The organism is Klebsiella sp. HMSC16C06 (assembly GCF_001808325.1).
Lineage (GTDB): Bacteria > Pseudomonadota > Gammaproteobacteria > Enterobacterales > Enterobacteriaceae > Klebsiella > Klebsiella variicola.
This window is the reverse complement of record NZ_KV793006.1, coordinates 1-14,046: the sequence shown is the minus strand read 5'-3', so window position 1 is coordinate 14,046 and position 14,046 is coordinate 1. Positions and strand designations below refer to the sequence as shown.

Annotated in this window: 13 protein-coding genes; 7 read left to right on the top strand and 6 right to left on the bottom strand. The window is 54.0% G+C overall.

Translation table 11 applies throughout. The features are described 5' to 3' along the window. Positions 1 to 119 precede the first annotated feature (119 nt). The 3 genes from glnL to HMPREF3142_RS29075 all read left to right on the top strand — a co-directional run bounded on the left by glnL (position 120) and on the right by HMPREF3142_RS29075 (position 2,808). Positions 120 to 1,169, top strand: coding sequence for a nitrogen regulation protein NR(II) (gene glnL / locus HMPREF3142_RS15890; protein WP_008807910.1), 1,050 nt, complete (start codon positions 120 to 122; stop codon positions 1,167 to 1,169). A gap of 8 nt (positions 1,170 to 1,177) precedes the next feature. After that, a complete protein-coding gene (gene glnG, locus HMPREF3142_RS15885) occupies positions 1,178 to 2,587 on the top strand; it encodes a nitrogen regulation protein NR(I) (RefSeq protein ID WP_008807911.1) in 1,410 nt (469 codons plus the stop codon). Positions 2,588 to 2,697: 110 nt separating this feature from the next. Next, the gene (locus HMPREF3142_RS29075) at positions 2,698 to 2,808 is read left to right on the top strand and encodes a YshB family small membrane protein (protein WP_004152951.1); all 111 of its coding nucleotides are present in this window, start codon (positions 2,698 to 2,700) and stop codon (positions 2,806 to 2,808) included. 39 nt (positions 2,809 to 2,847) lie between these two features. Here HMPREF3142_RS29075 and hemN read toward each other — a convergent pair whose 3' ends face one another. Both hemN and yihI read right to left on the bottom strand, forming a co-directional pair. Next, positions 2,848 to 4,221 carry an oxygen-independent coproporphyrinogen III oxidase gene (gene hemN / locus HMPREF3142_RS15880; RefSeq protein WP_008807912.1) on the bottom strand — a complete coding sequence of 458 codons (1,374 nt, stop codon included), beginning with the start codon at positions 4,219 to 4,221 and terminating at the stop codon, positions 2,848 to 2,850. 188 nt (positions 4,222 to 4,409) lie between these two features. Beyond that, positions 4,410 to 4,916, bottom strand: a complete 507-nt coding sequence (gene yihI, locus HMPREF3142_RS15875) for a Der GTPase-activating protein YihI (RefSeq protein WP_008807913.1) — start codon at positions 4,914 to 4,916, stop codon at positions 4,410 to 4,412. Positions 4,917 to 5,500: 584 nt separating this feature from the next. Between yihI and yihA the strand changes: the two genes are divergently transcribed. Next, on the top strand, positions 5,501 to 6,133 hold the full coding sequence (gene yihA / locus HMPREF3142_RS15870; protein WP_008807914.1) for a ribosome biogenesis GTP-binding protein YihA/YsxC: 633 nt from the start codon (positions 5,501 to 5,503) through the stop codon (positions 6,131 to 6,133). A 347-nt stretch (positions 6,134 to 6,480) separates the two neighbouring features. Here yihA and polA read toward each other — a convergent pair whose 3' ends face one another. After that, positions 6,481 to 9,273 (bottom strand): DNA polymerase I, encoded by a 2,793-nt coding sequence (gene polA, locus HMPREF3142_RS15865; protein ID WP_070612217.1) that lies wholly within the window; start codon positions 9,271 to 9,273, stop codon positions 6,481 to 6,483. Positions 9,274 to 9,669: 396 nt separating this feature from the next. On the opposite strand from polA, the gene HMPREF3142_RS15860 reads away from it, so the two are divergent. Further along, complete coding sequence (locus tag HMPREF3142_RS15860; RefSeq protein ID WP_008807916.1) at positions 9,670 to 10,569, top strand: acyltransferase; 900 nt, start codon at positions 9,670 to 9,672, stop codon at positions 10,567 to 10,569. Positions 10,570 to 10,618: 49 nt separating this feature from the next. On the opposite strand, the gene dsbA is transcribed toward HMPREF3142_RS15860, so the two are convergent. From dsbA to HMPREF3142_RS15845, 3 genes are all read right to left on the bottom strand, one after another. Continuing rightward, a complete protein-coding gene (gene dsbA, locus HMPREF3142_RS15855; protein ID WP_008807917.1) occupies positions 10,619 to 11,242 on the bottom strand; it encodes a thiol:disulfide interchange protein DsbA in 624 nt (207 codons plus the stop codon). A 27-nt stretch (positions 11,243 to 11,269) separates the two neighbouring features. Beyond that, positions 11,270 to 12,256 carry a serine/threonine protein kinase gene (locus tag HMPREF3142_RS15850; RefSeq protein ID WP_008807918.1) on the bottom strand — a complete coding sequence of 329 codons (987 nt, stop codon included), beginning with the start codon at positions 12,254 to 12,256 and terminating at the stop codon, positions 11,270 to 11,272. A gap of 75 nt (positions 12,257 to 12,331) precedes the next feature. Further along, the gene (locus HMPREF3142_RS15845; RefSeq protein WP_002882612.1) at positions 12,332 to 12,601 is read right to left on the bottom strand and encodes a YihD family protein; all 270 of its coding nucleotides are present in this window, start codon (positions 12,599 to 12,601) and stop codon (positions 12,332 to 12,334) included. Positions 12,602 to 12,672: 71 nt separating this feature from the next. Between HMPREF3142_RS15845 and mobA the strand changes: the two genes are divergently transcribed. Both mobA and mobB read left to right on the top strand, forming a co-directional pair. Further along, positions 12,673 to 13,254: a molybdenum cofactor guanylyltransferase MobA gene (gene mobA / locus HMPREF3142_RS15840; RefSeq protein ID WP_032741506.1), complete on the top strand. Its 582-nt coding sequence runs from the start codon at positions 12,673 to 12,675 to the stop codon at positions 13,252 to 13,254. Further along, positions 13,251 to 13,757, top strand: a complete 507-nt coding sequence (gene mobB, locus HMPREF3142_RS15835) for a molybdopterin-guanine dinucleotide biosynthesis protein MobB (RefSeq protein ID WP_008807921.1) — start codon at positions 13,251 to 13,253, stop codon at positions 13,755 to 13,757. The genes mobA and mobB overlap by 4 nt, the downstream gene beginning before the upstream one ends. Positions 13,758 to 14,046 lie beyond the last annotated feature (289 nt).

The window sequence follows — 14,046 nt, the reverse complement described above, 5'->3', positions numbered from 1 at the left end:
CTTTCAGCCCATCTCAGGATGGGCTTTTTTCTCCACCAACACGCTGATCTCGCGAGCTTTTTACCGATAAAAAGCTATACTGCACTAAATTGGTGCACTCTTTTTCAGGAGACTGTCGAATGGCAACAGGCACACTGCCCGATGCTGGGCAGATCCTCAACTCTCTTATCAACAGTATCTTACTGGTCGATGATGACCTGGCGGTGCACTTTGCCAATCCTGCGGCGCAGCAGCTGCTGGCGCAAAGTTCACGCAAGCTGTTTGGCACCCCGTTACCTGAGCTGTTGAGCTATTTTTCGTTGAATATCGGGCTGATGCAGGAGAGCCTGCAGGCGGGCCAGGGGTTTACCGATAACGAAGTCACGCTGGTTATTGATGGCCGCTCGCACATCCTGTCGCTGACCGCCCAGCGGCTGCCGGAAGGCTTTATTCTGCTGGAAATGGCGCCGATGGATAACCAGCGCCGCCTGAGCCAGGAGCAGCTGCAGCACGCGCAGCAGGTCGCCGCCCGCGATCTGGTCCGCGGCCTGGCACATGAGATAAAAAATCCGTTAGGCGGCCTGCGCGGCGCGGCACAGCTGCTCAGCAAAGCCCTGCCCGACCCGGCGCTAACGGAATATACCAAAGTGATCATCGAGCAGGCTGACCGGCTGAGAAATCTGGTCGATCGCCTGCTTGGGCCACAGCATCCGGGCATGCACGTTACTGAAAGTATCCATAAAGTCGCCGAGCGGGTAGTGAAACTGGTCTCCATGGAGTTACCGGACAACGTGAAGTTAATCCGTGATTACGACCCCAGCCTACCAGAGCTGCCCCACGACCCGGATCAAATTGAACAGGTGTTGCTGAACATCGTCCGTAATGCGCTGCAGGCGCTGGGGCCGGAAGGGGGCGAAATTGTTCTCCGCACCCGCACCGCTTTCCAGCTGACGCTGCACGGGGTGCGTTATCGCCTCGCCGCACGTATTGACGTTGAAGATAATGGCCCGGGTATTCCGCCCCATCTCCAGGATACGCTGTTTTATCCGATGGTCAGCGGCCGCGAAGGCGGTACCGGCCTGGGCTTATCTATCGCCCGCAGCCTTATCGATCAGCACTCCGGCAAAATTGAATTCACCAGCTGGCCGGGTCATACCGAATTTTCGGTATACCTGCCTATTCGGAAGTAGAGGTGTTTATGCAACGAGGGATAGCCTGGATCGTTGATGACGATAGCTCCATCCGCTGGGTGCTTGAACGCGCGCTCACCGGAGCCGGCTTGAGCTGCACAACGTTCGAAAGCGGCAATGAGGTGCTAGATGCCCTCACCACCAAAACCCCGGATGTACTGCTGTCAGATATCCGTATGCCGGGAATGGATGGTCTGGCGCTGCTCAAACAGATTAAGCAGCGTCATCCAATGCTTCCGGTCATCATAATGACCGCACATTCCGATCTGGACGCTGCGGTCAGCGCTTATCAGCAAGGCGCGTTTGATTATCTGCCCAAACCTTTTGATATTGATGAAGCCGTCGCCCTGGTCGACCGGGCGATAAGCCACTATCAGGAGCAGCAACAGCCGCGAAATGCGCCAATAAGCAGCCCAACTGCCGACATCATCGGCGAAGCGCCGGCAATGCAGGATGTCTTTCGCATTATTGGCCGTTTGTCGCGATCATCCATCAGCGTGCTGATTAATGGCGAATCCGGTACCGGTAAAGAGCTCGTCGCTCACGCCCTGCATCGTCATAGCCCACGTTCAAAAGCGCCGTTTATCGCACTGAATATGGCGGCAATACCCAAAGACCTGATTGAGTCCGAGCTGTTCGGGCATGAAAAAGGGGCCTTTACCGGCGCCAATACCGTCCGCCAGGGACGCTTCGAACAGGCTGACGGCGGCACGCTATTCCTGGATGAAATTGGCGATATGCCGCTTGATGTCCAGACTCGTCTGCTGCGCGTGCTGGCGGATGGCCAGTTTTATCGCGTGGGCGGTTACGCGCCGGTGAAGGTCGATGTGCGGATCATCGCCGCCACCCACCAGAACCTGGAACAGCGCGTGCAGGAGGGGAAATTCCGTGAAGATTTGTTCCACCGCCTGAACGTGATCCGAGTGCATTTACCGCCGCTGCGCGAGCGCCGGGAAGATATTCCACGCCTGGCCCGCCATTTTCTGCAGATAGCCGCCCGCGAGCTCGGTGTTGAAGCCAAACAGTTGCATCCGGAAACGGAGACAGCGCTGACACGCCTGGCGTGGCCTGGCAACGTCCGTCAGCTGGAAAACACCTGTCGCTGGCTCACCGTCATGGCCGCCGGCCAGGAGGTACTGACGCAGGATCTGCCGAGCGAACTGTTTGAGACCACGGTTCCGGACAGCCCGACGCAGATGCAGCCCGACAGCTGGGCGACGCTGCTGGGTCAGTGGGCCGATCGGGCGTTGCGATCCGGTCATCAAAACCTGCTCTCAGAAGCGCAACCCGAAATGGAGCGCACGCTGCTGACGACCGCCCTGCGCCATACCCAGGGGCACAAGCAGGAGGCTGCGCGTCTGCTGGGATGGGGTCGTAATACCCTGACGCGTAAGCTAAAAGAGCTGGGAATGGAGTAGTGATTAACGGCATTATGAAAATTAGCCGTTCAGCGCAAAGTGCTGCTATTTTGTACTTTACTGTTCCGATGAGTTGAGTATGATCGTGCCCGGCATTAGGGGAGAGCATCATGTTTGAATCACTGGTGAGTATGATATCGAGCGGCGCCGCAGCCAGTCACACGCCACAAACGGCAGTCGCTGCCGTGTTGTGCGCTGCGCTGGTCGGGCTGTTCAGCTAATGGTTCCCCTCTCCTGCGGCCGCGGGAGAGGGGAAAACATTAAATGACCCGGGAGAACTGTTGCATCCGAGCTTTTTGCCGTAGATAGGCATCAAAGCACATGCAGATATTGCGGATCAGCAGTCGGCCTTTCGCCGTCACCTGAATGGCCTTATCATCCACAGCCACCAGCCCGTCATGCGCCAGCGGCGCCAGCAGCTTCAGGTCTTCGGCAAAATAAGACTGAAAATCCACATCCCACTGCGCCTCTACAGCCTCAATATCCAGACGGAAATTACAGATCAACGCCTTAATCACGTCGCGACGTAAACAGTCATCGCGGGTTAACGCGATCCCGCGCCATAGAGCGTCCCCTTGCTCTGCCACCTGCTGGTAGTACAGCTTCAGCTCTTTTTGGTTCTGGGCGTAGCTGTCGCCAATCATGCTGATCGCGGACACGCCCATCCCCAGCAGATCGGTATCCCCCTGGGTGGTGTAACCCTGGAAATTGCGGTGCAGTATGCCATGACGTTGCGCGACCGCTAATTCATCGTCTGGGCGAGCAAAGTGGTCCATGCCGATAAACTGATAGCCTGCCGCCGTCAGCGAGCCGATGGTCTCCTGGAGGATCTCCAGCTTCTGTTCAGCGGAGGGGAGATCGGCATCTTTAATTTTGCGCTGTGCGGCAAAGAGCGTGGGCAGATGCGCATAGTTAAACACGCTCAGGCGGTCAGGATTGAGCTCGGCGACCTTTTGCAGGGTAAAGGCGAAGCTCTCCGGCGTTTGCTTCGGCAGGCCGTAGATGAGGTCGATATTGGTTGAGGTAAAACCAATCTCCCGCGCATGGTGGAGCAAATCAAAGATGAACGCTTCGTCCTGCTCACGGTTAACCAGGCGCTGAACCTCTTTATTGAAGTCCTGCACGCCCATACTCAGGCGGTTGAAACCCTCGGTGCGTAAATGATCGAGGACATCCAGCTCGATCTCACGTGGATCGACCTCAATGGAGATCTCGGCTTCCGCGCTGAAATGGAAGTGGCTGCGCAACAGATCCATCAGGCGACTGATTTGCGCCTTATTGAGATAGGTTGGCGTGCCGCCACCCCAGTGCAGTTGCTTAACCTGGCGACTGGCAAACAGCGGCGCGCGGTGGATGATCTCCTGTTCAAGGACATCGAGATATTGATCGGCCTTATGCTGCTGGCGGGTGACTATCTTATTGCAGCCGCAGAAATAACACAGCTTATGGCAAAACGGGATATGCACGTACAGCGACAGGGGACGCTGTGGGTAACGGGCCACAGCGGCATCGAATTCCGCCGCGCCAAATTGCGGTGAAAACTCCAGCGCGGTGGGATACGAGGTATAGCGCGGCCCGGAATAGTTATATTTCTGGATCAGGGCCAGATCCCAGTCGATTATCTGCTCAGACATGCTCACTCCTTCCGATGGTGCCGCCGACGGGTACGCCGTCCCGGCCCCACCGCACCGCGGGTCATGAGCCGGTTGCGCAGCCATTTCTGACGCCGCGACAACCGTCGTAGTTTAACGAATAACCACAGCAGATAACATATAACCAGAAGGGTTATAAGCAGTACCGGGAATCCGATGGGATGCAAATGTTAGTTTCCACCCTTCAGCAGACGCATCATATCTTCCTGACGCTCTTCCTCTTCTTCATCTTCGTCATCGTAAGAGAGGCCGAGCTGCTGCATCAGCTCATCAATGCGATCCAGTTTGGCGTCCACCCAGCTCTGCTCTTCAGCATTCAGGGTGCCCCCCTCTTCCAGACGTTCCAGCAGCGCGTCCAGGCGCTCATCATTCTCCAGCAACTCCAGCTCAGCCTGCGGTGAAAGCATAGGTTTCTCGCTCTTTGGTTTATGCTGCTTGGGGGCTGGGGTGCTGCTTTCGCTCACGCCCAGCGGGATCGGTTTTTTACTGCCGACGCGCGGGTCTTGCGTCTGGCTCTGTTTTTTGCCCGCTGAAGCCGCATCGCCGCCGTTCGCGCGACTGCCTGCCGCGTGGCCACGATGTTTCTTCTGCCGTTTGCGATCGCGAGCTTCCTGATTTAACTCTTCACGCGACTTGCGGCCGGATTTGCCACGGGTGGCGGATGTCGGTTTTTTCATGGTGTGTAATCTTCAGACAGTATTATTCAGTATAGAATTGAGGCGGAATCTAGCAGAAAGCAAGCAAAGAAAAAAGGCGACAGATTACTCTGTCGCCTTTTTCCTCACTGACCACCCTTAACGGGCTTCTTCTTTCCCTGTTCGCTAACGACTTACCCTGTCTTTCCCTTAGCGTCCAACGGTCCCTGTTTCTTCCTTTTCCCTTTGAAACGTCTCCAAGACGCGCGTCATCCTGACTATCCTGTGGTCTTCGCCTCCTGGCGCTTCCTGACCCCTCGTCCTGAGTCTTAATCCTTTCAGCGTCCCCGCCGTTGTGTATTACTTTACCCTGTTGACAAAAATCGACAACCAGCCAGGCCGTTAAAAAAACATTTTCAGATTTCTCTATTTTTATAACTTGTTTTTTTTCAGTTAATTACATCTGTATCGTCTTATTTTTCTCAGGTATGTCCTATACGAAGAATAGTCAATGTCTCACAAACCATATGGTTTTTACTTACAGGAACGGCGTGCGGTAAAAACAGCCTTTTTCTGCTGTTCAGGTATAATCCCTGCCATAGCCTGTTTTAACGGAGACGACCGTCTTGACCAACTGGAATTATCAACTGACGCACTTTGTCACTAGCGCGCCAGATATCCGCCATCTTCCTGCCGATACCGGCATTGAAGTGGCGTTCGCCGGCCGCTCCAACGCGGGAAAATCCAGCGCGCTAAATACGCTGACCAACCAGAAGAGCCTGGCGCGTACCTCCAAGACTCCTGGACGTACGCAGCTGATTAACCTGTTCGAAGTCGCCGAGGGCAAACGCCTGGTTGACCTGCCCGGCTATGGTTATGCGCAAGTACCTGAAGAGATGAAGATCAAGTGGCAGCGCGCGCTGGGAGAGTACCTGGAAAAACGTCTGTGCCTGAAGGGCCTGGTGGTGCTAATGGATATTCGCCACCCGCTTAAAGATCTCGATCAGCAAATGATCGAGTGGGCGGTAGAAAGCGATATTCAGGTGCTGGTGCTGTTGACCAAAGCCGATAAGCTCGCCAGCGGCGCGCGTAAAGCGCAAGTGAATATGGTGCGTGAAGCGGTACTGGCCTTCAATGGCGATATTCAGGTTGAACCTTTCTCTTCGCTGAAAAAATCCGGCGTGGATAAGCTGCGACAGAAGCTGGATAGCTGGTTTAACGAAATCCCGCCGCAAGAAGCCGTTGAAGACGCCGAGTAACCCCCGCTTTTTCCGGATAACGGCGCGTAGCGCCCTATCCGGACGTTCATATTACGCGCTTTTAACTGCATCAAACTTTTCTTTCGCGCAATAAAAAACGCCCCGGTCATAAATGACCGGGGCGGCTAAAATATTCAGCCAAATCCGATTACGTGAAGTAAAAGGTCTGAAAGATAGAACATCTTACCTCTGTACCCTACGCGATTAACTCTACTCTTCTTTCGCTCACGGATAAAGCATTTTTTGTAGTTTTTTTTCACTATTTACATAGCAAATTCAAATGATCCTCACAAAACGCTATAAGTTATGTTGCTTACTTACAGAAAATCGCTTTGCGCTTTGTATACTTAGTGCGCTTGATCCCAGTTTTCACCACTACCGACTTCCACCAGCAGCGGCACCGCCAGCGTAGTGCTGTTTTCCATCAGTTCATGGATCTTTTTCGACACGGCATCGAGCTCATCTTTATGCACTTCAAAGACCAGTTCATCGTGAACCTGCATGATCATCCGCACGCGAGGTTGCTCCTTCCGCAGCCATTCATCAACAGCAATCATCGCCCGCTTGATAATGTCTGCCGCAGTCCCCTGCATCGGGGCGTTGATCGCCGCACGTTCCGCGCCGGCGCGACGGGCACCATTGCTGGATTTAATATCCGGCAGATAGAGTCGACGGCCATCCAGCGTTTCAACGTACCCTTGCTCTTTCGCCTGAGCGCGGGTGCGCTCCATATACTCCAGGACGCCCGGGTAACGCTCGAAATAAAGATCCATATACTTCTGTGCTTCTTTACGCGGGATGTTCAGCTGGCGGGCCAGGCCGAAGGCGCTCATGCCGTAGATCAGACCGAAGTTGATGGCTTTCGCACTGCGGCGCTGTTCGCTGCTGACGCTGTCCAGTAGTAAGCCAAACACTTCAGCCGCCGTCGCCCGGTGAATATCTTTCCCTTCAGCGAAGGCGGTCAGCAGGCCTTTATCCCGCGACAGGTGCGCCATAATACGCAGTTCGATTTGCGAGTAGTCCGCTGAGACAATGACGTAATCTTCCGGCGCGATAAACGCCTGGCGAATGCGCCGTCCTTCTTCGTTACGCACTGGAATATTTTGCAGGTTTGGATCGGTAGACGACAAACGGCCAGTGGCAGTGACCGCCTGATGATAGGAGGTATGCACGCGCCCCGTTTTAGGGTTAATCATCAGCGGCAGTTTATCGGTATAGGTCGACTTCAGTTTCGCCAGCCCGCGATACTCCAGAATCACTTTTGGCAACGGATAATCCAGCGCCAGCTCCTCCAGGACCTCTTCAGACGTGGATGGCGCACCACCCGGCGTTTTCTTCAGCGGCTTGATACCCTGTTTCTCAAACAGGATCGTTTGCAGCTGTTTAGTGGAGGAGAGATTAAACGCTTCCCCGGCAATCTCATGTGCGCGCTGCTCCAGCTCAACCAGACGCTGGGCGATCTCCTGGGAATGCGCATGCAGCACGGCAGGGTCGATTTTCACACCATTGCGCTCAACCCGAGACAGCACCGGCACCAGCGGCATTTCGATATGCTTAAAGATATTCAGCGGACCTTCATGCTGCTGCAGCTTCGGCCACATCTTCAGATGCAGCTGGAGCGTGACGTCGGCATCTTCCGCCGCGTAGCGGCCAGCCTCCTCCAGTGCAATCTGGTTAAAGGTGAGCTGGTTCTTACCTTTACCAGCGATCTCTTCAAAGGTAATGGTTTTATGCTTCAGCCAGCGGTCGGAAAGACTGTCCATATCGTGGCGGCCCGCCACGCTGTCGAGAATGTAGGATTCCAGCATGGTATCGAATGCAATCCCGCGCAGCTCAATGTCATAGTTGGCCAAAATACCGCGATCGTATTTGAGATTTTGCCCGACCTTGAGCAGCTTCTCATCCTCCAGCAGCGGTTTAAGTAACGCCAGTACGCGCTCGCGGGGGATCTGATCCGGCGCATCAAGATAATCATGCGCCACAGGGACATAGGCGGCCACGCCAGGCTCAACCGCGAATGAAAGACCGACCATATTGGCAGAGATATTATCCAGGCTGTCGGTTTCCGTATCAAAGGCAAAGAGCGGCGCTTGCTTCAGCTTATCGATCCAGGTGACCAGCGTGGCCTCATCAAGGATAGTGACGTAGTGCTCTGCTGAAAGGGCGGAGGCCGGTTCATCCTCTGCTTCTGCCTGTGCCGCTGCCGCAGGCTCTGCAGGTTTAGCGGCCGGTTTGCCGCCCTTCGCTTGCAGCCATTTCCCGGCCTCGACGTCGGTTGTCCAGCGCTTAAACTCATACTGCCTGAACAGCGCCAGCAGATCGTCAGCCGCCGGTGGCTGCACCTCCAGCTCTTCGCATGTGAGCTCCAGCTCGACGTCGGTTTTAATGGTCGCCAGCTGATAAGAGAGATAAGCCACGTCCTTGTTCTGCTCCAGCTTCGCCGCCATCGTTTTCGCGCCGCGGAAGCTCAGTGCAGCAATTTTCTCCGGTTCCGCATACAGCGTATCAAGGCCGCCAAGGCCTTGCAGCAGCGCCTGGGCGGTCTTCTCGCCCACGCCCGGCACGCCAGGAATGTTATCCGAAGAGTCGCCCATCAGTGCCAGGAAATCGATAATCAGCTCCGGCGGGACGCCATACTTGGAGACCACCTCATCCGGTCCAAGGATGGTGTTAGTCATGGTATTGATTAGGGTGATCCCCGGCGTCACCAGCTGAGCCATGTCTTTATCACCGGTGCTGATCAGCACCGGACGACCCGCCCTTTCCGCTTCCCGCGCCAGGGTGCCAATCACATCGTCGGCTTCAACACCCGGAACTGCCATTAGCGGCAGCCCCATCGCTTTCACCATCTTATGCAACGGCTCAATCTGCGCGCGCAGATCGTCCGGCATCGGCGGGCGGTGGGACTTGTAATGTTCGAACAATTCATCACGGAAGGTTTTCCCTTTCGCATCAAAGACCACGACGGCGTGAGTCGGTTGATACTGCAGGATCAAACTGCGCAGCATATTCAGTACGCCGTACATAGCCCCGGTCGGCTCCCCTGCGCTGTTAGTCAGCGGCGGAAACGCATGATACGCCCGATAAAGATAGGATGAGCCGTCAACGAGGATGAGAGGGTTTTCTGGGATCTGAACCATAATTTCCGTGCCTGTTTATCAGATTATGGGTAAAGGATGCCACAGACGGGCATGAAATCCTGAATTTTTCCCGCATTTCGCGGAAAAGATTCAACGATCGTCGCGATCGCATAAGAACTTTGCTTGTGGATAACTTTGTGCATAGTTTTACAGCGTCAGCTTTACCGCCCCTGAAAATAAATGAACAAATACTATTACTCTTTATATATCAGTTAATTAAAAACAGATCGACGATCCTGGCATCAATTTGATGACCCAATGTTCCATGTGGATAGAAGATCCTTGTTTTTTTCTGTTCTCGTAAGACCCGTCATTTGCCGCGTTTTCTGGTAAAATCAGCCCCTTGCGCAGCTTAAAGGCGCTCTTTGTCAGCCTAACTTTCTGAATAAACTAACTATGTCGAGATTACTCGCTGCGATAACACTTCCGCTGAGTATCGCCTTAACCATCTTAGTCACCATTATCTGCTCTGTACCGATCATCGTCGCCGGGCTGATTAAACTGCTGGTCCCCATTCCAGCGGTATGGCGCTCTATATCTGTTTTTTGCAATTTTATGATGTATTGCTGGTGCGAAGGGCTGGCGCTGCTGTTGCATCTCAATCCCTGGCTTAAATGGGACGTCGAGGGTCTGGAAGGCTTAAATAAAAAGAACTGGTATCTGCTGATCAGTAACCACCATAGCTGGGCAGATATCGTGGTGCTGTGCGTGCTGTTCCGCAAGCATATTCCGATGAATAAGTACTTCCTTAAACAACAGCTGGCGTGGGTACCCTTCATCGGCCTCGCCTGCTGGGCGTTGGATATGCCCTTTATGCGCCGCTATTCACGCAGTTACCTTATTAGACACCCGGAACGCCGCGGTAAAGATGTCGAAACCACCCGCCGTTCATGTGAAAAATTTCGCGCGCATCCGACGACTATCGTCAATTTTGTGGAAGGCTCGCGTTTTACCGAAGCCAAAAAGCACGAGACGCGCTCGCCTTACGATAACCTGCTACCGCCTAAAGCGGCAGGTATCGCCATGGCGTTAAACGTGCTCGGTTCGCAGTTCGATAAACTACTGAATGTCACGCTGTGCTACCCGGAGAATAATACAAAGCCGTTTTACGATATGTTAAGCGGCCGCCTGACGCGCATTGTAGTACGTATCAATCTGGTTCCTATCGGTGAAGAGCTGCACGGCGATTACGTTAACGATAAGAACTTTAAGCGCGGCTTCCAGCGCTGGCTCAATGGGCTATGGGAAGAGAAAGACCGTCAGTTGACTGACATCATGCGGGACAAAGAAAGATAGCCACTGCCAGAACAGCTAAGGTAACGCCGGTCAGTGACCGGCGTTTTTTTTATTTCTTCTCTACCAGTTGCTTCACGGTATCCGCATACTGAGCGACGAAGACATCCATATTGCTGGTGTCCATCCCCTGCGGGTTCAGCTGGTATTTACCATTAACATACATAGCCGGTACCCCCTGCAGCTGCAGATCGGCTGCCGCTTTCTCTTGCTGAGCGACCAGAGATTTCACCACGAAGCTATTCCATGCGGCATCGTAGTCTTCCCCTTTCACGCCAGCGTCGACAAACACTTTACGAATGTCAGCCACGCTCTGCACGGTCTGGGTTTTCTGCACGGCTTCGAACATCGGCGCAGTAATTTTATCTTCAACACCCAGCGCGATGGCCACCGCCCACGCCTGCGTCAGATCCTTGCCCAGAGGGCCCAGGAACTCAACGTGGTATTTGGTCATTTTGGTGCCTTCCGGCAGTTTCTGACGCACATTGTCAGAAACATGCAGCACTTCTTCAAACTGGTAGCAGTGCGGGCAGTAGAATGAGAAGAACTCGAGCACCTGCGGCTCGCCAGCAATCGGCTTATCAAGGGTGATGTACTGCTTGCCATCGGTGATCTGGGCAGCGGATGCACTAAAAGCCAGAATCATACCAGCCAGCGCCAGCCAAACTTTTTTCATGATTTACTCTCTCCTGGATATATCACATTAATACATTGGCGTTAACTGAAGAGGGGGTTCCTGTAGAACCTTCACCTGCTCAAGAAAAGTCGACGTCTGCCCCCGCCAGTAATCCTCCCCGGTTAACCAGGGGAAATTGACCGGGAAAGCGGGATCGTCCCAGCGTCTGAGCAACCACGCCAGATAATAAACCAGTCGCATAGCGCGTAAAGGTTCAATTAGCGCGATTTCATCGCTGTTAAAGGGGCTGAATTCCTCATAGGCCTCGACAATGGTCTCCAGCTGCATACGCTGTTCAGCCTTATCACCGTTGAGCAGCATCCACAGATCCTGAATCGCCGGGCCGGTTCGCGCATCGTCTAAGTCGACAAACAGTGGCCCGTCGCGCCAGAGGATATTACCCGCATGGCAGTCACCGTGCAGGCGTAACGTGTTCCCGCGGCCGTGCCATTGCTCCATGACGGCAGCAATGAGTTTATCGGTCGCCTTCAGGAAATCGGCCTTCAGGCCAGAGGGGATCAGCGTCGCCTGTTCAAACACCTGGCGCGGTTCCAGCAGGTACTCCTGGACGCCAATTTCCGGGCGGGCAGTAAAGCGCTGTTTGCGGCCCGTCTGGTGCAGGCGCCCCAGATAGCGGCCAACCCATTCCATCTGATCAAGGTTATCCGCTTCGAACTGACGACCGCCAAGGCTTGGGAAAACGGCAAAGTAGAATCCCTGATGCTGATGAAGCGTGCTGTCGTTAAAGAAGAGCGGCGCAGCAACGGGCACTTCATCTTCTACAAGCTGAAGTGCAAACTGGTGTTCTTCAAGGATCTGTTCTGCGGACCAGCGCTCAGGACGATAGAACTTTACCACATAGCGATGGCGCTCTTCGTCCTGGAACTGATAAACGCGGTTCTCATAGCTGTTTAGCGGGGTGAGACCGGAGTCCACCCGCATACCCAGATCGAATAACCCATCGATAATGGTATCCGGGCGAAGCGTCTGAAAAGTAAAAGCCTTATCGTGCATCCTGACTTCCGATAATCGTACGAATAGTTCAGGATATCATCTCATTGCACTTTACGCGGCAGCGCTTACAACCTTTTACTCTTTTATTACCCCGCGGGCGCGCAGCAGCGCGGTTTTAAAGTCCTCTTCATAATCCTTCTGAATACCGGGAATGACAGCATCTTTAGAAGAGTCACGCATCTTCAGGTGATAGATCAGAATATCGTCGGAAAGATCGCTCAGTTCGCCATCATAGCCAGCCTCTTTCGCCAGTTTCTGCAAAAATTGCATCAGATTCAGTTCAGGCTCTTTCTGCCAGGCAGGCTGGAGGAGTTCAATTACTTCATTCAGACGTTTACATTTCATGGTCATGCTCCTTACTCTTGATAGGGACAAGTTAACAGGGTCAATCCCACAATGAAAGAGGCGATATTCAGATGCAAAGCGAGGCGATAACCGGCGTCGTGCTGGCAGGCGGCAAAGCCACGCGAATGGGCGGCATTGATAAAGGATTACAGGCGCTAAATGGTCGCCCTCTCTGGCGTCACGTCGCGGAGACATTAGCCCCGCAGGTAGATGAGTTAGTCATTAGCGCCAATCGTCATCTTGAACAGTGGCGTGCCAGCGGATATCCGGTCTTTCGAGACATACAGAAGGGTTATCAGGGGCCGCTGGCCGGAATGCTTGCTGTGATGCAGCAGGTCGCGAGCCCATGGTTTGTTTTTTGCCCCTGCGACACGCCGTTCATTCCGTCCTTTTTGGTGGAGCGCTTTATCCAGCAGAGAGGGGCCGCACCGGTCGTTTGGGCCCATGACGGCGAACGGGATCATCCCGCCGTTGCATTAGTTCATCGTCAAATCATTCCGGAACTGGAGGCTTATCTGGCTCATGGAGAGCGCAGGGTGATGGTCTTTATGCGACAAGTGGGTGGGCGCCCGGTGAATTTCAGCGATGTGAAATCAGCGTTCATCAATGTAAATACGCTTGAAGATTTGCAGCAGATGCAGGAGCCATCATGACCCCATTACTGGCGATCGCCGCATGGAGCGGTACTGGAAAAACAACATTATTAAAGCGTCTTATCCCTGAGCTTTGCGTCAGAGGTCTGCGTCCCGGGCTGATAAAACATACCCATCATGATATGGACGTCGATAAACCCGGCAAAGATAGCTATGAATTACGTAAGGCGGGCGCTGCGCAGACTATTGTCGCCAGCGAACAGCGCTGGGCGTTGATGACGGAGACGCCAGAGACGCCGGAATTAGATCTCACGTGGCTTGTCAGTCGAATGGATGCCAGCAAACTGGACCTGGTTTTAGTGGAGGGGTTCAAGCATGAACCCGTGCCGAAGATCCTACTTTTTCGGCAAAACAGCGGCCATCGTGTAGAAGAGCTGATAATTGATGAACATACCATCGCCGTGGCCAGCGATATGCCCATCGCGACCTCGCTTCCGCAGTTGGATTTAAATGATATTCAACAGATCGCGACATTTATTGCGAATTGGTTAGAGAGGCATTAGCAGTTTATCGGTAGGGTTGCTTCTTAACACAGACGTTAATGAATGGCATCGGCAGACAGGGGCCTCCCCGGAGGCGGTGCAGCGCACCTTGTCCGGGCTACAGGTCGTGCAGGGCGGGTGCGAATCCGTAGCCCCGGTAAGCGCAGCGCCACCGGGGAGACATACCCACACAGCAAAAAACCCCGCACCTTTCGGGACGGGGTTCTTTTTAAAACGCAAAAACAAAAGGCCCAGTCTTTCGACTGAGCCTTTCGTTTTATTTGATGCCTGGCAGTTCCCTACTCTCACA